16 protein-coding genes and 1 pseudogene are annotated in these 14,966 nt (G+C 69.0%); 8 read left to right on the forward strand and 9 right to left on the reverse strand.

Annotation, left to right across the window (positions count from 1 at the left end):
• Positions 1 to 5 precede the first annotated feature (5 nt).
• From AB0395_RS29030 to AB0395_RS29040, 3 genes are all read left to right on the forward strand, one after another.
• The gene (locus AB0395_RS29030) at positions 6 to 1,445 is read left to right on the forward strand and encodes an aldehyde dehydrogenase (NADP(+)) (protein ID WP_366286350.1); all 1,440 of its coding nucleotides are present in this window, start codon (positions 6 to 8) and stop codon (positions 1,443 to 1,445) included.
• Between the two features lie 215 nt (positions 1,446 to 1,660).
• Positions 1,661 to 2,113 carry a hypothetical protein gene (locus AB0395_RS29035; protein ID WP_366286352.1) on the forward strand — a complete coding sequence of 151 codons (453 nt, stop codon included), beginning with the start codon at positions 1,661 to 1,663 and terminating at the stop codon, positions 2,111 to 2,113.
• A gap of 75 nt (positions 2,114 to 2,188) precedes the next feature.
• Positions 2,189 to 2,539 carry a cupin domain-containing protein gene (locus tag AB0395_RS29040; RefSeq protein WP_366286355.1) on the forward strand — a complete coding sequence of 117 codons (351 nt, stop codon included), beginning with the start codon at positions 2,189 to 2,191 and terminating at the stop codon, positions 2,537 to 2,539.
• Between the two features lie 179 nt (positions 2,540 to 2,718).
• Here AB0395_RS29040 and AB0395_RS29045 read toward each other — a convergent pair whose 3' ends face one another.
• Positions 2,719 to 3,387 carry a macro domain-containing protein gene (locus AB0395_RS29045; RefSeq protein ID WP_366286358.1) on the reverse strand — a complete coding sequence of 223 codons (669 nt, stop codon included), beginning with the start codon at positions 3,385 to 3,387 and terminating at the stop codon, positions 2,719 to 2,721.
• A 317-nt stretch (positions 3,388 to 3,704) separates the two neighbouring features.
• Here AB0395_RS29045 and AB0395_RS29050 point away from each other — a divergent pair, with 317 nt between their 5' ends.
• Positions 3,705 to 5,324 carry an ADP-ribosyltransferase domain-containing protein gene (locus AB0395_RS29050; protein ID WP_366286361.1) on the forward strand — a complete coding sequence of 540 codons (1,620 nt, stop codon included), beginning with the start codon at positions 3,705 to 3,707 and terminating at the stop codon, positions 5,322 to 5,324.
• Between the two features lie 92 nt (positions 5,325 to 5,416).
• On the opposite strand, the gene AB0395_RS29055 is transcribed toward AB0395_RS29050, so the two are convergent.
• From AB0395_RS29055 to AB0395_RS29090, 8 genes and pseudogenes are all read right to left on the reverse strand, one after another.
• On the reverse strand, positions 5,417 to 5,875 hold the full coding sequence (locus AB0395_RS29055; protein ID WP_366286364.1) for a nuclear transport factor 2 family protein: 459 nt from the start codon (positions 5,873 to 5,875) through the stop codon (positions 5,417 to 5,419).
• 498 nt (positions 5,876 to 6,373) lie between these two features.
• On the reverse strand, positions 6,374 to 6,733 hold the full coding sequence (locus tag AB0395_RS29060) for a hypothetical protein (protein ID WP_366286367.1): 360 nt from the start codon (positions 6,731 to 6,733) through the stop codon (positions 6,374 to 6,376).
• A gap of 256 nt (positions 6,734 to 6,989) precedes the next feature.
• Complete coding sequence (locus AB0395_RS29065; protein ID WP_366286369.1) at positions 6,990 to 7,268, reverse strand: hypothetical protein; 279 nt, start codon at positions 7,266 to 7,268, stop codon at positions 6,990 to 6,992.
• Between the two features lie 69 nt (positions 7,269 to 7,337).
• Entirely contained in the window at positions 7,338 to 7,805 is a 468-nt protein-coding gene (locus AB0395_RS29070) for a DUF1801 domain-containing protein (protein WP_366286372.1), read from the reverse strand.
• A gap of 133 nt (positions 7,806 to 7,938) precedes the next feature.
• Positions 7,939 to 8,391 (reverse strand): pyridoxamine 5'-phosphate oxidase family protein, encoded by a 453-nt coding sequence (locus tag AB0395_RS29075; protein ID WP_366286375.1) that lies wholly within the window; start codon positions 8,389 to 8,391, stop codon positions 7,939 to 7,941.
• 125 nt (positions 8,392 to 8,516) lie between these two features.
• Positions 8,517 to 8,981 (reverse strand): helix-turn-helix transcriptional regulator, encoded by a 465-nt coding sequence (locus AB0395_RS29080; protein ID WP_366286378.1) that lies wholly within the window; start codon positions 8,979 to 8,981, stop codon positions 8,517 to 8,519.
• A gap of 57 nt (positions 8,982 to 9,038) precedes the next feature.
• Positions 9,039 to 9,449: a VOC family protein gene (locus AB0395_RS29085; protein WP_366286381.1), complete on the reverse strand. Its 411-nt coding sequence runs from the start codon at positions 9,447 to 9,449 to the stop codon at positions 9,039 to 9,041.
• An 85-nt stretch (positions 9,450 to 9,534) separates the two neighbouring features.
• Positions 9,535 to 9,669: pseudogene (locus AB0395_RS29090) on the reverse strand (LuxR C-terminal-related transcriptional regulator); the annotation flags it as partial.
• Positions 9,670 to 9,777: 108 nt separating this feature from the next.
• On the opposite strand from AB0395_RS29090, the gene AB0395_RS29095 reads away from it, so the two are divergent.
• The 4 genes from AB0395_RS29095 to AB0395_RS29110 all read left to right on the forward strand — a co-directional run bounded on the left by AB0395_RS29095 (position 9,778) and on the right by AB0395_RS29110 (position 14,638).
• The gene (locus AB0395_RS29095) at positions 9,778 to 9,942 is read left to right on the forward strand and encodes a hypothetical protein (protein WP_366286383.1); all 165 of its coding nucleotides are present in this window, start codon (positions 9,778 to 9,780) and stop codon (positions 9,940 to 9,942) included.
• A gap of 115 nt (positions 9,943 to 10,057) precedes the next feature.
• Complete coding sequence (locus tag AB0395_RS29100; RefSeq protein ID WP_366286386.1) at positions 10,058 to 12,601, forward strand: lantibiotic dehydratase; 2,544 nt, start codon at positions 10,058 to 10,060, stop codon at positions 12,599 to 12,601.
• Positions 12,594 to 13,607: a lantibiotic dehydratase C-terminal domain-containing protein gene (locus tag AB0395_RS29105; RefSeq protein ID WP_366286389.1), complete on the forward strand. Its 1,014-nt coding sequence runs from the start codon at positions 12,594 to 12,596 to the stop codon at positions 13,605 to 13,607. Before AB0395_RS29100 ends, AB0395_RS29105 begins: the two co-directional genes overlap by 8 nt.
• The gene (locus AB0395_RS29110) at positions 13,544 to 14,638 is read left to right on the forward strand and encodes a thiopeptide maturation pyridine synthase (RefSeq protein WP_366286392.1); all 1,095 of its coding nucleotides are present in this window, start codon (positions 13,544 to 13,546) and stop codon (positions 14,636 to 14,638) included. Before AB0395_RS29105 ends, AB0395_RS29110 begins: the two co-directional genes overlap by 64 nt.
• The last annotated feature ends 328 nt before the right edge of the window (positions 14,639 to 14,966 follow it).

A 14,966-nucleotide genomic window follows, 5' to 3' on the forward strand; every position in this document is an offset into this window, starting at 1 on the left:
AGACCGTGAACCCAGTGGTGGAACGGGCGGCGACCGCGGGGGCGGCATGGCGCGCGACCCCGGCCCAGGAACGGGCGCGGGTGCTGGCGGACGTCGCCGACGCGTTGTTGGCGCATGCCGACGAGCTCTGGCCTGTCGCCGACGCCGAGACCCATCTCGGTGAGGTGCGCCTGCGTGGCGAGATCGCCCGTACGGCGTCGCAGTTCCGGCTCTTCGCCGACGTGCTCAGGGACGGCGGCCACGTCGAGGCGGTGATCGACCACGCCGACCCCCGGGCGACTCCTCCCCGGCCGGACGTGCGCCGGATGAACCACCCCGTCGGGGTCGTCGCGGTGTTCTCCGCCAGTAACTTCCCGTTCGCGTTCTCCGTGGCGGGCGGCGACACCGTCTCGGCGCTCGCGGCGGGCTGCCCGGTGGTGGTCAAGGCCCACGAGGGCCATCCGCGCACCTCGGACCTGACCGCCGCGGTCGTCCGGCGGGCCCTGCCTGACCCCGATCTGCTCGGCCTCGTGCACGGCTTCGACACCGGTGCCCCGCTCGTCCAGCACCCGCTGGTGAGGGCGGTCGGCTTCACCGGCTCGGAGGCGGGTGGCAGGGCCATCCAGAAGCTGATCGACGAGCGGCCGGATCCGATTCCGTTCTACGGCGAACTGGGCAGTGTCAATCCGGTCGTCGTGCTGCCCTCGGCCGACCCCTCCACGGTGGCCGCCGGGTTCGCGGCCTCGCTGACACTCGGCGTCGGCCAGTTCTGCACCAACCCCGGCCTGCTCTTCGTGCCGGGTGAGCCCGGGGAGCCGCTCGGCGGCGGGAGATACGAGCGGGCCATCGGCGCTGCGGTCGCCGCGACCACCGGCGGTGTGATGCTCACCACGAGGATCCGCGACGGCTACCTGCGCGGCATCGAGCGGCTGGTGGAACGGGCAGGGACGGGCGAGGGGGTGACCGTGCTCGCGAACGGCGCTTCCGGGACCGGTCAGGACGCGGTGGCGCCGCGTGTCTTCGCCGCCGACCTGGAGGCGTTCACCGAGGGGCTGCCGGAGCTGGCGGAGGAGTGTTTCGGCCCTGCCGCGATAGTCGTGAAATATCAAGATCCGTCGGACCTTCCCGCGGTACTGCGGCGGTTGCCGGGATCGTTGACCGCGACCATCCACGCCACAGACCCCGAGGAGGCTCGCGACCTCCTCGAAGTCCTCGACCGGCTCGCCGGCAGATTGATCTGGAACGGCTGGCCGACCGGGGTCGCGGTCTGCTGGGCCATGCACCACGGCGGCCCGTGGCCCTCGTCGACCGCCCCCGCCCACACCTCGGTCGGTGCGGCCTCCATCAGGCGATGGCTGGCCCCGGTGGCCTACCAGGACTGGCCCGCCGTACTGCTCCCTCAGGAACTGCGGGACGACAACCCCCTCGGCGTGCCCCGGCGGGTTGACGGACACCTACACGGCTGAGCGGTCGTCTGGCGCGGGCCGGCCACGTCGACGTTGTCCATCTCGCCGCCCGGGTGTCCCACCGCTACCCGCGCCTCTTTCTCCAGGGTCGGCCGCCGGCTGGCACCGTGCTTCGGTGCCCGCCGCTCTCATCCTCTGAAATGCTGAACGGGAAACCGCGCCACCCTGCCCACGCCAGGACCGGCGCCCGGCTTCCCCTTGCGGAGAGGACCAGCATGCCCATCGTCTTCCAGTACGCCGATGACGCCGAGCGTGAGCACGCGGAGAAGCTCGCCGCGGCACGCCAGCAACTCGCCCATGAGGAGATGCTCCTGCCGACGTGGGAGGAACTGGCCGACGAGGAGCGCGAGAAGGCCATGGTGGAGGCGGCCCGGTACCTGCGGGCCGGGCGCAGGGCCGGGCTGTACGACGTGGACAGGGCTCAGCCGGTCACCACCAGGGTGCGCGACACCAACGGCAAGCCGATCGCCCGCGACGAGTACGAGGCCGTCCTTCGCACCTGGATCGAGAAGAACGGCACCGGAGAACGGCTCGCCCTGCTGGACAGGGCGGAGCTGTCCGTCGTGACCGCGCTGCTGGACGAGCTGTGCGGCGCCTATCCCAAGGAGCGACTTGGCCAGTTTGCCCGGGAGATGGCCATGAAACTGAACGACCGGGGCAGCATCTGACAAAAGCCCGGCCGGTCGCCGGGGCATTCCGACCGGACGCCCCTCGTCCCAGCCTCACCGTTCAAAGGGAACACAATGAACAAGTTGTCGTTGACAGCGCTGGTCTCCCAGCAGCTCGAACATGCACGCACCGCGTCGAGCGGGCGCAGCGCACACACCGTGTACGGCGGGCACGAACATTCACTCCGTCAGACGTTGATCGCACTCGACGCCGGACAGCGGCTCGGTGAGCATGAGAATCCCGGTGAGGCCACCGTGCACGTCCTGCACGGGCGGGTCCGGCTGAGCGCGGGTGACGACTCGTGGGACGGCTCGGCCGGTGACCTGCTGATCGTGCCCGAGGCCCGGCACGACCTGGAGGCGGTCGAGGCGGCCGTCGTGCTTCTCACCGTCGCCCTCGATCGTTCGCCCCGGCACGACCGGTAGCGGGTCTCGCCGCGACGATCGCCGGTGAGGGAGAGAACAACCGGCATGACCGGTGAATCCGCTCCGCGGAGTCCGGGTTCCGGCGCTGTCAGGGGAGCCGCGGAAACACGGGAGCCGGAAACACGCGGCCCGGCCGGCTCGGTCCGACCGGGGTGTCCTGACGGGGCGTGTTCACGTCGTCAACCGCGGGAGACCGGCGGCTTGATCCGCACCCGCTCCTCCTCGGGGCAGCTGTCGATGTCGTCGAGCTGCTCGCGGATCGTCTGCCGCAGGTCGTCGTAGTCCCGGAAGGAGTAGTCGTTGAACAGGGTGTAGCCGGTCCACATCAGGTTGGCGCACACCCGCGGGTGCACCCGGCCCGTCGCCGCACCCATGCCGACCAGCGCCACCGACGCGATGCTGCCCGGCTCCTTCTCGTTCTGCATGTGGATGGCCTGGAACGCGGCGGCACACGCCAGAGCCACGTTGAGCGTCTCGCTCACGTTCTGCACCGACTGCACCATCGTCGGCGTCGAGATCAGGAACTTCGGGTTGGTCGCCCCGGAGGACACGCACACGGCACTTCCCACCGGCAGCGATCCCCCGAACCGGTCGCGGATCGCCCGCTGGACGCGCAACTGGATCCCGGCCCCGAGATGGCGTTTGATGACCGCATCGACCCCGCCGTCCATCCGCCCGCGGGAGTTGGTCGGGTTGACCCAGGCGTCGACATCCTGGTCGAGGATCGACCCCTTGCGGATCTCGATCTCAGGAGTGTCGGCGAACGCCGCCCTCCATGCGTGCACCACCTCCGCGTTGATGTCCGCCAGCACTACCTTGAGCAGCGGCTTCACACGCTCGACGGTCATGGTTCACTCCGGTCGCGGGAAGGGGTGTTTCCGACGTCCACGAAGATAGCGGGCCGTACCGACAAAAGAGATCTTGGCCTGAGATCTGGGAGTGATCTCGTCGTTTGCCAACGTACGGACCCGGGGTTAGCCTGCCGTGAACCTTCCGTGGATCAGGCCTCGAAGCACCCTGACGTCCGCGGCAGGAAAGCCCATCCGCTCCACCGGGTGGGCTTTCTGGTTCTCCGACACCGTATCCGGGGCCTTCGCGCGACACGATTCCCCCGCCCGATCACCCGTGCCGTCACCGGCACGGCCCGCCAATCCGGGAGCCCACGATGAGCGAAACCCGCGCCTCAACCCCGCCCGGCCCGAACGACCCGCTGGCCCTCGCGGAACTCTTCAAAGGCGGCGGAGAGGCGTGGCTGCCGCTCCTGCAGCCGGTCATCGAGGCGCAGCCCGCCGCGGACACGTTCATCGGCCCGGGCCGTAGCCCGCAGATCGTGCCCGTCAGGGAACTGACCTTCCAGGCGCTCAAGCCCAACCCGCCGCACAAGTGGAAGGTCGTCGTCTTCGGCCAGAACCCGTACCCGCGGGCCGAGAGCGCCACCGGCATCGCCATGTTCGACAACACCTTCCACGACTGGAGCGACAGCCAGTTCGGCAAGGTCATCACCATCCGCTGCATCATCAAGGCGGCGGCGATGTGGAAGCACGGCATCCCCAAGAAGACGCCGATCGCCGACATCCGCGCCCTCCTGAAGAAGCACGACACCGTGCAGCCGCCGGAGTGGTTCCAGGCGATGCTCACGCAGGGCGTGTTGCTTCTGAACGCGGCACTCACCGCCAGCGGCGACGGGGCGATGGCCACCGACCGGCACACCGCGTTCTGGCGACCGGTCGTCGAGAGGCTCGTCGAGGAGATCCTGAAGGCCAAGCAGAACGCCGAAGAGAACGATCGGGGTGTGGTGTTCGCGTGGTGGGGGGCGCACGCCCGCAGCCTGAAAGAGGTCGTGCTCCGGATCCAGGAGAAGTACCCCGAGGTGACGGTCTGGCACATCGACCACCCCAACCCCGCGGCACAGGGTGACATCTTCTGCGACGGGGAGCACTTCGCCGCGGTGAACACGGCCCTCAGGGCGCTTGGAGCCGAAGAGATCGACTGGCTGCCCAGCAAGGGATGGAACGACCTCACGGCGGCGCAGGCCACCGGGGCGGACGCCGGCACGGCCGATCGTATGGGGGCGTTCATCGCCTCCACGATGGAGTTGCACAAGCTCTACCTTGAACGGCTCGCCAGCGTCAAGGACGAGGGACTGGTACTTCCCGCGATCACCGGCGTTTTCGACACCCCGCTCATGGACTTCCGCGAGGCCGTCGCCCCGGTGGCCGCGCTGTTGTCGGGTCTCGACCGGCATGTGGAGCAGTCGCACCGGTTCGGCGAGCAGCAGGTGGGCGCCGCGGTCGGTGCCCTGTCCGCCGACGAGGTCGCGGCCCTCTACCTCTACACCTGCGAGTCGGCGTTCTACCGGCAGATCAACGCCACCCTGCGCAACCCGGACCGCAGCCAGATCGTCCCGTACCTCCCGTATCTGCGACTCCTGTTCGCGGCCGTGTCGCGTCTGCCGGCCCGCAAGGAGCCGCTCTGGCGCGGGGTTTCGCTGGATCTGCGGGCGCAGTACCCGCTCGGCCGGACCGTGACGTGGTGGGGCGTGTCCTCGTGTACGTCGAAACTCAGCGTGGCCCAGGCCTTCCTCGGGCGCCGCGGCAAGCGGACGCTCTTCGAGGTGCTCCCCGCACGGGCCGTCGGCATCCGTAGTTTCTCCGCGTTCACCGGCGAGGAGGAGTTCATCCTCGCCCCCGGCACGCAGCTCGAAGTGACCGATGTGAAGGTCGAGCGGGGTGGCCTGTACACCGTGAAGCTGACCGAACTGGCCGAGCAGCGCCAGGTGGCGTGAGCACCCGCGACATGGTCAGAGCCTGAGATACGGCGAAAGCCTTCTGCCGTGTTCTCCGGCAGAAGGCGATCTTCGCCTCGTGTCCGCGTTCGTCAGCTCAGCACGTGCGTACGGACGGAGCCGTCTCCACGAGTGTGCAGGGCGTTGAAGGTCATGCCGCCGGCCTTCCATCCCTCAGCGGTGCGCTCGAAGGGGATGACGTAGTTGCCCCAGACCTCCCACATGGCACCGCCGAGTTCGGGCGCCAGGAGGTTGTAGGCGTACCCCTTCACATGCGCAGTGGCGATGTCGCCGCTGATCTCGACACGGTAGTGGCCCACCAGGTGAAAGCTCTGCTTCTGCGGATGCAGACCGTTCCGCCATCCGTCGACGAGCTGGGCGCGGGTGACCTGGGCGGGCTCGCCACCGGCCAGGCTGGTGAAGTCGACCTGGACCTTCGCCTGGAAGAGCCGCTCGACGGCGTCCCATTCCTTGGCGTCCACCGTGTCGAAGATCGCATCGACGACCTCGATGATCGCGGTGCGGTCCACCAGGGTGCTCTGCTCGCTCATCTATACTCCTCCGCGCCGGGCGCATGGGGACGAACATCGGAACCGGATCGTGCGCTGGGCTCTCTCCGGGGTGGACCGGATAAGGTCCGAAGGGAAAACGGGCTGGTCAGAGCGCTGATCACTGATCGCTCTCGACCCCCGGGAATGGACATTTCTGCACTCTACCGACCGCTGGACGGGAGTCGTGGTCATTTTCATGACCGTTGGATCTACGGTGAATCGGGTGAATACGGCGGGAAGGCTCGCTGGCCGGGGGGCGGTATGACAGCTGCCCTTCTCCGCCGGACATTTCTACCTCATGCGCGTACTGGACGGATAGCTCCGATCGACCCCGGTGTGCCGAGATCCGCCCCGGAGATCCTCGACGCCCCGGCGTGGCTCGGTGGTCGCCCCCCATGACATACGGCGGATCGTGCCGGCCCGCTCTCGTTTCGGAGCGTGAGCCTGACAGGATGGTCGCGGGGAGATCCGCTCGTCGCCTCCGGCGCCGCGCCTGACTCAACGGCCGGAAAGCGGCGGCTCCGAAGGCGGGAGGGGGACGGCTGTTTCGGTTCCGACGGTGAAGCTCGCCGCGGCGACGAGCAGGCAGAGGACCGCCCCGATCCCGAACAGCAGGGCGGTCACCTTCCTCCGGGTGATCCCGGCCACGATGGCCGCGAGCATGGGCGTGATGACACCGACCGCGGCTGTGGCGATGAGGAATTGCACGGTGTAGCCGCTGTCGGCGGATTCTGAGGTTCGTAACCCTTCTGAGGCCGTCTGCAGAAACAGGTATGGGGTTCCAAGCAGCCAGGACAGGCCCAGGAAGACCAGGACGAGGCCACTCCGGATCCTTGGTTTTTCGGCTTCTGATTCCATGGTCCGGATTATCTGTGAGCGTGGGCCATGTAAATAGGGGGCGAAATGCTTAATCCAGCGTGATGGGCATACCTTTTGTTTATCGCCTGCCGTACGGGTTCCCCTGGGCGCCTGTCACGTTGGGGCGCCGTGTCCACAGGGTGCTCGGCGGACCGAGTGCCCATCGCTCTGCAAGCTCACGTTCCGTCCGCTTCGGCCAGCTCTTCCCCGTGGCCGCAACGTCGCCGGAGAGTCGAAGAGCCCGGTGCCGTTCCGCTCAACCGCGCCGCATGCCGGACCTGATCAGCAGCCAGAGCAGATACGGCGCGCCGACGACGTCGGCGGGCAGCAGCACGTCCAGCACCGCGAACTGTGCGGCGAGGTCGTTGGACCAGCCCCAGGTGACCACACGTTCTGGCTTCTTGCCGATCACGGCATCGCCGAGGGCGCTGCCGATGGTGACGGGGAAGGTGTCGCCGGCGGACGCGGTCGGGCTCTGCGGTGCCGAGGCTGTGCCGGGGCAGTGGCGTGCCCGCGAGTGGTAGGTGAGTGACATGCCCGTGAGAAGCCGTGCCCGTGAGAAGCCGTGCCCGTGAGAAGCCGTGCCCGTGAGAAGGGGCCGCCCTCAGCCCGCGGCCTTCTTGATGAGCGCGCCGATCCGTGCCTCGTTATCGGCGGTCAACTCCGTCAGAGCGAAGGCGGTCGGCCACATGGTGCCTTCGTCGAGGTTCGCCGGGTCATTGAAGCCAAGCGTGGCGTACCTCGCCTTGAACTTCTGTGCGCTCTGGAAGAAGCAGACGATCTTGCCGTCCCTGGCATACGCCGGCATCCCGTACCAGAGCTTCGGCGAGAGGGTCGGCGCGTTGGTTTTGACGATGTCATGGAGCCGCTCGGCGAGGACGCGGTCCGCCTCCTCCATCTCGGCGATCTTCGCGAGCACCTCGCTCTCCGTGTCCGCCTTGGCCGCGCGCGGGCCGCGTCGCGCGGACGCCTTCAGCTCCCGGGCGCGCTCCTTCATCGCGCTCCGCTCCTCGTCCGTGAATCCGTCGTACTTCTCCGCGGCCGCATCGGTGGACGTCTGCGTGTCCTTCATGGCAGTTTTCCTCTCTTAAAAGGGTTGATTGGGGTGATTTCACGTTAGAGATTCGCCCTGGTGAAGGCTTCTCAAAAACTGATCGGTATCCGCACCGCTCGCCGGATGGAGCGGGAGTGTTCCCGTGCGACGCTCAGCCGAGCCAGCGGCCGTCGCGCATGAGGTCGCGTCCCCGCAACTCGTTCGCCTCCCGCCAGGCCTGGACGCGCCGTGGCCTGATCAGGAAGTACTGGTAGGGCTCGTCGAGCTCGCGCGGATCGAAACCGGTCCTGGCAGCGAACGCGTCGCCCGTCTCCGGGGCGAGGTCGGCGAGGTCCACCGGCTCGGCGGTGCCGTCGACGACGACGACGTCGCGCGTCGGCCCGAGGGCGAGCCGTACCCGTCCGTCCGCCAGCAGGTTGCGGCCGGTGACCGAGGCGCGTGGCGTCGAGATGAGGAACGCGGTCCCGTCCCAGAGGTAGGAGAGCGGGATGAGGTGGACGCCCGGGGAGCCCGGCGTCGCGACCCAGAGATCGACGTCGCTCTCCAGTCTCGCGCGAGTGTCCCGCAGCCTCTCCTCGAGCTCACGCGGCGGCACGCCTGCCATGGTTCCTCCCGTCACGTCAGGGCGTGGTCGTCAGCGACGCGGCCTCGCACGCGAACCTGTCCGGGTCGGTGAAAGACCCGACGCGGCGGTGAACTCGACGTACTTTTCGATGGATGTCATGGCGTTCACGCTAGTTGTGGCTCGGTGACCGGCGCTTCTCGATTCCTGACCGGTCTCGTCACCTGTTTCGCCACGCACGACGGCATCCCCGCCGCGGCGTCCGCCACGCGACGCTGGTAGACGCTGGGCGGCATGCCGACCAACTCGGTGAAGCGGGTGCTGAAGGTACCCAGCGACGAGCAGCCGACCGCGAAGCAGACCTCGGTGACGCTGAGGTCGCCACGGCGCAGCAGCGCCATCGCGCGCTCGATGCGACGTGTCATCAGATAGGCGTACGGTGACTCGCCATAGGCAAGCCGGAACTGGCGGCTGAGGTGCCCGGCCGACATGTTCGCGCTGCGGGCGAGCGCCTCGACGTTCAGCGGCTGCGCGTACTCCCGGTCGATCCGATCGCGGACGCGGCGCAGTCGCGCGAGGTCGTTCAGGCGATGTGCCGTGGTAAGCGCGCGCCCCCATGCGGGATGACACATGAGAGAACTCCTTTCATCGATGTTCGCGAACACCTGGGCTGTCGATTGCCGAACGGCTCAGCGAAGCTCCTGGATGCGGACCAGGTTGCCCGCGGGGTCGCGGAAGGCGCAGTCACGGATGCCGTACGGCTGCTCCGTCGGCTCCTGGACGACCTCGGCGTCGCCGGCCTGCAGCTTCTCGAAGGTGCCGTTGAGGTCCCGGGTGGCCAGCAGGATCCAGCCGTAGGTGCCCTTGGCCATCATCTCGGTGATGGTACGGCGTTCGTCCTCGGTGATGCCGGGGTCGGCGGCGGGCGGCGCCAGGAGGATGGACGTGCCGGGCTGGCCGACGGGGCCGACCGTGATCCAGCGCATCTTGCCCTGTCCGACGTCGCTGCGCACCTCGAAGCCGAGGGTGTCGCGGTAGAAGGCCAGGGCGGCGTCCGGGTCGTCATGCGGAAGGAAGCTCGTGTGAATGGTGAGGTCCATGGCCGTCACGTTACCTGCGGCTCGGTGACCGGTGCTTCTCGGATCCTGACCGGTCCGGCCACCTGTTCACCCAGGATCTCCACGACCGCCTCACCGCGCCGTCGCTGAGGACGAGCCGCTGGGCGAGCCCCGCGTTGGAGTGCCCCTCGGCCATCAACCCCAGCACCTCCCGCTCCCGTGGGGTGAGGCTGGGCAGAGGGTCGAAAGACCGGCGGCCCAGGTATGGCGGAGAGGGAATCCACCTTTGGCGTCAAGCGAACGAGCCATTCCATAAACAGGTGATCTGTGAAACGTTCAATGAGTCCGGAACAGGGACTTAGGAGGATGTATGGCGACTGAAAGAGTTCCTCACGCGTTCGACCTCGACACGCTCGACATCGCGACCGTGGACCTTCCCGGTGGTGACGCGCTGATCGAGGCGATGGGATTCGGCCTCGGCAACACCGAAGTCGGGGCTTCCGGCTGTTCCTCAGGTAAGAGCTGGCTGGTCTGAGAGGTCGGCGTGCCAGGTTGTCCGGCGCGCGGGCGCTACCGCCGCGCGCCGGAGAACTCGATGCCAAGAGCCTTCGGTGGTGGCCCGGGGAAAGGCGGTCATGACTTCTCGCGGTGTGGGGGAATCGTTGGGCGCCGGTGACGGCGTGGTCGTCAGGGTGGCCGCGTTGCCGGTGGAGACGCTGGAGGAACTGCGCTGCCTGGACTCCTGGGAGGTCGTCCGGCGCGTTCTGGAGATTCGCTCCCGGCTGAGCCTGCGGGGCCGTGCCCTGGCCGAGAGGCTCGGCGGGGCGATGGACGCGGGGGCGTCGAAGCCCCGGCTGGTGGCACTGCGCAGAGCGCTCCACAACGCGCGCCGTCCGCCGGCATGGTCAGCCGAGGTGGTGGCCGCGCTGGACGGGGATCTGGGTCATGCGATCGAGGCGTGGCTGGACATGCTGGACGATCACGATCGGTTGACGGCCGAGCTGCCCGGATTGCTGAACGGGGAAGCGCGAAAACGTCACGAGGCGCTGAGGCGGTGGACCGCGGAATCCGCTTTCGGCCAGGGACTTCTGCTGGCCAGCCCGGCGCTGTCAGCGGCGGCGCGCCGGTGGCTGAACACGCCGCCGGGTACTCCGCCACCGCGCCAGGTCGAGCTGCGACTCACCAAATACCTGGCCAGGGTGGCGGCCAAGACCAGCCCCTACGCGACCTTCATGATGTCGGGCCTGGCCCGCTGGGACCCGTACGGCGAGGCCGCCGCGTGGGGCCCGTCCCCGTGGTCGTGGCGCGGGGCGGTCGAGCCGAACGTGTGGCTGCTGAGACGTCTTCTTCTCGCCCTGGGCGAGGTCGACGACCGGGTGGCCGACGGGTTCGGGGTCCGGGTGAGCGTCAGCCGGTTCGAGGACGAGGGCCGGTGGTGGGTCCTCGGCGAGGACGAGGGCGCCTATCACGGCGTCGCCGTCACCGAGTCGCTGGCGGAGCTGCTCGATGACCTGCGCGAGGGCCCGCACGGCTTCGGCGAGATACGGCGGGTGTTCGCGCGACGGGAGGTGCTGGAGCGGCTGATCGAGATCGGGCTGCTGGAGAGACTGCTCCCCGTCGCCGACCAGGCCCCCGGCCCGCTGGACGAGCTGGCCGATAGGTTCGCGGGACACGAGGCGTCCCTGGCGCTGCGGGAGGCCGGGCGGGCGCTGGCACGTTACCCCTCGACCGAAGGCGTGGCCGAGCGTGACGCGCTCGTGCGGGGGGTCCGTTCCGCCCTCGGTGACCTGGCCGCGCTGGTCACCTCGGCGGGCGGGCAGCCGATCGCACTGCCGGACAAGAACGTGTTCTATGAGAACGCGGTGTTCGAAACGCCCGCGGTGCGGCTCGGGGCGGAGCGCTGGCGGGCGGCGCTGGCGGACCTGCACGTGATCCGCGACTTCCTCGCGCCGTTCCAGCACCACACCGTGGCCAGGCTGATCGCCGGGAGCGTTTTCGCCGACCGGTTCGGCCGGGGCGAGCAGGTTCCCTTCGGCCGTTTCCACCGCCTGATCGCAGACCTGCGGGGACACGGCGCAGAGGCCGAGCTCGACGCGCTGCTCAACCACAGGGCGAGCTCCGACTCCGATGCCCTGCCGCGAACGCGGGAGCTGCGGCGGGTCCGGGACGGGGCGAGGGCGGCGCTGCGCGGCCACGCGCCCGGCCCCAACGGAACGATCGACATCGATCCGGCGTCGCTGGCCAAGCTGAGCACCGGATGGCCGGGATTCGTCGAGCCCGTGCGGTCGCTGGCCTGCCTGGTTCAGATACTCCAGGAGGCCGATCCGGTCCGTCTGGTGCTGAACGGCGTGGCGGGTGGCTACGGGGCGATGCTCGGCCGTACCCGGCGTCTGCTGGGAGACGGTGCCGGAGGCCATCGGGCGGACGGCGGGATCCTCCTGGCCGAGCTCGCCGGTCACTTCGGCAGCAACCTCAACCTGCGCTCGGTCGCCGTGCCGTACGAGATCACCTATCCCGGCTCGATCGGTTCCCTGTCCTCCGCCTTCCAGATCCCCCTCGGCGGCCTGGCCGTCCGGCATGAGCGGGACACCGATCGGCTGGTCCTGGTGGAGGCCGCCACGGGCCGGGAGGTCCGGCCGATCTACACCGGGATGATGGCGGCGGCGTTGCTGCCGAAGACCGCGCGACTGCTGCTGCACCTGTTCGGTGACCTGCCGAGCGCGACGCTTCCGACCTGGGTGTTCTTCGCCGACCTGCCGGACGCCCCGCCCGAGGGCGTCACCGCCGTGGCGAGGGTTTCGGTCGGGCACGTGGTCGTGGCGCGCGCCTCCTGGTACGCCGCGACCGCCGCCGTCCCCCGACGCGGGCCTGGCGACACAGAGGCGGGGTATCTGCTCACGCTGGCCGGCTGGTTCGCCGAACACGCGATCCCGTCGCGATGCTTCGTCTTCTCCCACGAGCCCGGCGCCTTCCTGAGTGATCCATGGCGTGCGGCGCGGCTGGCCAAGCCCACCTACCTGGATCTCGCCGACCCGGCGCTGGTCGCGCTGTTCGGCAGGCAGCTCGGCGGCTCGGGTGCGGTCACCGTCTTTCAGGAGGTGCTTCCCGCTTTCGCCGCGGCCACCGACCTCGGCCCGCACGGCCACCACGTCACCGAGTACGTGATCGAGCTCAGTGGAGCCGCCGATGTCTGAGCGCTGGGTCTCCCTGCACGCCTTCCACAGGGGCGACGACGACCTGCTGATCACCCACGCCATCGGCGGGCTGGTGCGGACCCTGGAGGAGGAGCGGCAGATCGAGGGCTTCTTCTTCCTGAGGTACTGGGAAGGCGGCCCGCACATCCGGTTGCGGCTGTTGCCCGCCTCCTCCGGCGCCCAGGTCGAGCGGCGCGCGAGGGCCGCTCTCGAGGCGCATCTGACGGCGCATCCGTCGGCGGTGCCGCTGGACGAGGAGCGCTACGCCCTGCTGGCCGAGCGGTTCGCCAGCGCGGAGCTGATGGAGGACACCTACGATCGCCGGGTGCGCGGACACGACTGCGTCGAGGCCGTGCCCTACCGGCCCGAGCTCGACGTGTTCGGCGGCCAGGAGGCGATGCGGGCCGCCGAGGAGCACTTCACCGCCGCCTCCAGGATCGCGCTGGCGACCCTTGGCCCGCGTCCTGCGCGCGGGCGGTTGCTGGGGTTCGGCACGGCGTTGCTGATGCTCACGCTCGCGGCGTGGGAGCCTGACCTGAACCGCGCCGGCCTGCTGCTGGCCGAACGGCGCGAGCGATGGGACACCCCGCGCGAGCGCGAGAGCCTGGCGGCGGTGCTGGCCGGGCAGCGCGAGCGTCTGACGGCCCAGGCCCTGCGCTGCTGGTGTCCCGCCACCGGGGAGGCACCGTGGGACGATCCGCTGACCGCGTGGTCTCATTCGATCGGCGCGCTGCGCGAGCGGCTCGTCGCCCTTCGGACGGCCGGTCTGTTCCGTCCGAAGCGGACGGCGACCTCCTTCCACGGTCCCCGAGCCGATGACGTCCTGGGCGTGCTGCTGCGATGCGTCCACCTCATGTGCAACCGCCTCGGCATCACCACCGCCGAGGAGGTACAGCTGCGCTATCTCGTCGGAGCCATCCTCACCGAAAGGGCGGACCAACCATGCCCCGTGCCCCCTGGCACAGTATTCAGATCCGCTACTACGACGAGGACAAGGACGGACTGATCCTCGACGGCGTCAGGCCGCTGCTCGCCAGGCTGGGCGACGTCGTCGAGGAACCCTACATCCTGCGGCACTGGCGCAGGGGACCGCATCTGCGCCTCAACCTGCGTGCCACCCAGGAGGCGTGGGCGGATGAGGTGCTGCCCGTCGCCATCGAGGCACTGACCGGATATCTGGGAGAACACCCCTCCACCACCATCCTGGACGAGAACGCCCTGCTGGAGGCGCACCGGCAACTGGCGGTGAGGGAGAACGACCACGGTCCGCTCCAGCCCTGGTATCCCGACAACACCCTCCAGACCGAGCCCTACGAGGACCGATTGCACATCCTCGGTGGCCGCAGGCTCACCGACCTGCTCGATCACTTCCACGCGGAAAGCACCCGGCAGGCCTTCGTGACCCTGGAGCGGGTACGGCGCGGCCAGGTGGAGCGCTTCCAGGTCGCACTCGAGCTGATGTTCGCCTACGCGCACGTCAGCGTCCCGCCGATCAGCAGGGGGTACATGTCCTACCGCTCACACGCCGACTCCTTCCAGGCCTACTGCGTGGACCGCGACGCCGTCCGAGCGTCGTTCGACGCGAAATACCGGGAGGCGGCCGACCGGCTCAGGGAGATCATGCTCACCCAGATCGACGCGGTCGATCACGGCAGGACCGAACCGCACGTGCGTGACTGGCTGGCCTTCGCCGAGCACCTGAAGCGGGTCGCCCGCCCGCTGATCGCGGGGGGCGACATCGACCTGGACTTCGCCCCCCGCACCGACTACAGGCACCTGCACAGGGTGGACTTCCTGGAAGTCCTCAAGGCGGATCCGCGGCACAACGCCGAGATTCTCGAGAGCGACTGGTTCCGCGCCCATCGGCTCGGGCTGAACGTTCTGTATGCGCACCTGGCGAGGCTGGGCGTCTCCCCGCTTCAACGCTACCTGTTCTGTCATCTGGTGGCCCGCGCGGTCGAGGAGGAGTTCGAGGTGTCCCCGCTGGAGAGCGCCCGCGCGTTCGCCCGGGGGGTCCGGCTTCCCGCCCCCGGCTGACCGCTGGACGGTCACGGAGTCCTGAGCACCTGAAGCGCAGGGATCTGCCGCAACCAGGCTGGGGCGCCGGGCGTCTTCCCCTCGGCCAACAGAGTCCTGAAGGCCGAGGCTTTCCGCGGACCTTCGGTAAAGCACCGTGTACCGCGTCAGAGTGGACGTGACGGCGGGGGAGTGGCTGCCTGCAGCATCTCGGGGGTTTCCCGACGTTATGCCGAAATGGGATTGGGCGTCGGAAATCGGCGATCAGTACGATCCAGCGTGACGACGAAAGAGCGGCGGCTGCCCGTGCCCTGCTTGCCGGTGGCGCGTTCGCTCGGGAATGAGGTTC

This window comes from Streptosporangium sp. NPDC051023 (assembly GCF_040689595.1).
Lineage (GTDB): Bacteria > Actinomycetota > Actinomycetes > Streptosporangiales > Streptosporangiaceae > Streptosporangium.

Bases quoted from the DNA above. Each gene is read 5' to 3' on its own strand.
- AB0395_RS29035 (WP_366286352.1), top strand. From the start codon at position 1,661: ATGCCCATCGTCTTCCAGTACGCCGATGACGCCGAGCGTGAGCACGCG.
- AB0395_RS29040 (WP_366286355.1), top strand. From the start codon at position 2,189: ATGAACAAGTTGTCGTTGACAGCGCTGGTCTCCCAGCAGCTCGAACAT.
- AB0395_RS29045 (WP_366286358.1), bottom strand. From the start codon at position 3,387: ATGACCGTCGAGCGTGTGAAGCCGCTGCTCAAGGTAGTGCTGGCGGAC.
- AB0395_RS29050 (WP_366286361.1), top strand. From the start codon at position 3,705: ATGAGCGAAACCCGCGCCTCAACCCCGCCCGGCCCGAACGACCCGCTG.
- AB0395_RS29055 (WP_366286364.1), bottom strand. From the start codon at position 5,875: ATGAGCGAGCAGAGCACCCTGGTGGACCGCACCGCGATCATCGAGGTC.
- AB0395_RS29060 (WP_366286367.1), bottom strand. From the start codon at position 6,733: ATGGAATCAGAAGCCGAAAAACCAAGGATCCGGAGTGGCCTCGTCCTG.
- AB0395_RS29065 (WP_366286369.1), bottom strand. From the start codon at position 7,268: ATGTCACTCACCTACCACTCGCGGGCACGCCACTGCCCCGGCACAGCC.
- AB0395_RS29070 (WP_366286372.1), bottom strand. From the start codon at position 7,805: ATGAAGGACACGCAGACGTCCACCGATGCGGCCGCGGAGAAGTACGAC.
- AB0395_RS29075 (WP_366286375.1), bottom strand. From the start codon at position 8,391: ATGGCAGGCGTGCCGCCGCGTGAGCTCGAGGAGAGGCTGCGGGACACT.
- AB0395_RS29080 (WP_366286378.1), bottom strand. From the start codon at position 8,981: ATGTGTCATCCCGCATGGGGGCGCGCGCTTACCACGGCACATCGCCTG.
- AB0395_RS29085 (WP_366286381.1), bottom strand. From the start codon at position 9,449: ATGGACCTCACCATTCACACGAGCTTCCTTCCGCATGACGACCCGGAC.
- AB0395_RS29095 (WP_366286383.1), top strand. From the start codon at position 9,778: ATGGCGACTGAAAGAGTTCCTCACGCGTTCGACCTCGACACGCTCGAC.
- AB0395_RS29105 (WP_366286389.1), top strand. From the start codon at position 12,594: ATGTCTGAGCGCTGGGTCTCCCTGCACGCCTTCCACAGGGGCGACGAC.
- AB0395_RS29110 (WP_366286392.1), top strand. From the start codon at position 13,544: ATGCCCCGTGCCCCCTGGCACAGTATTCAGATCCGCTACTACGACGAG.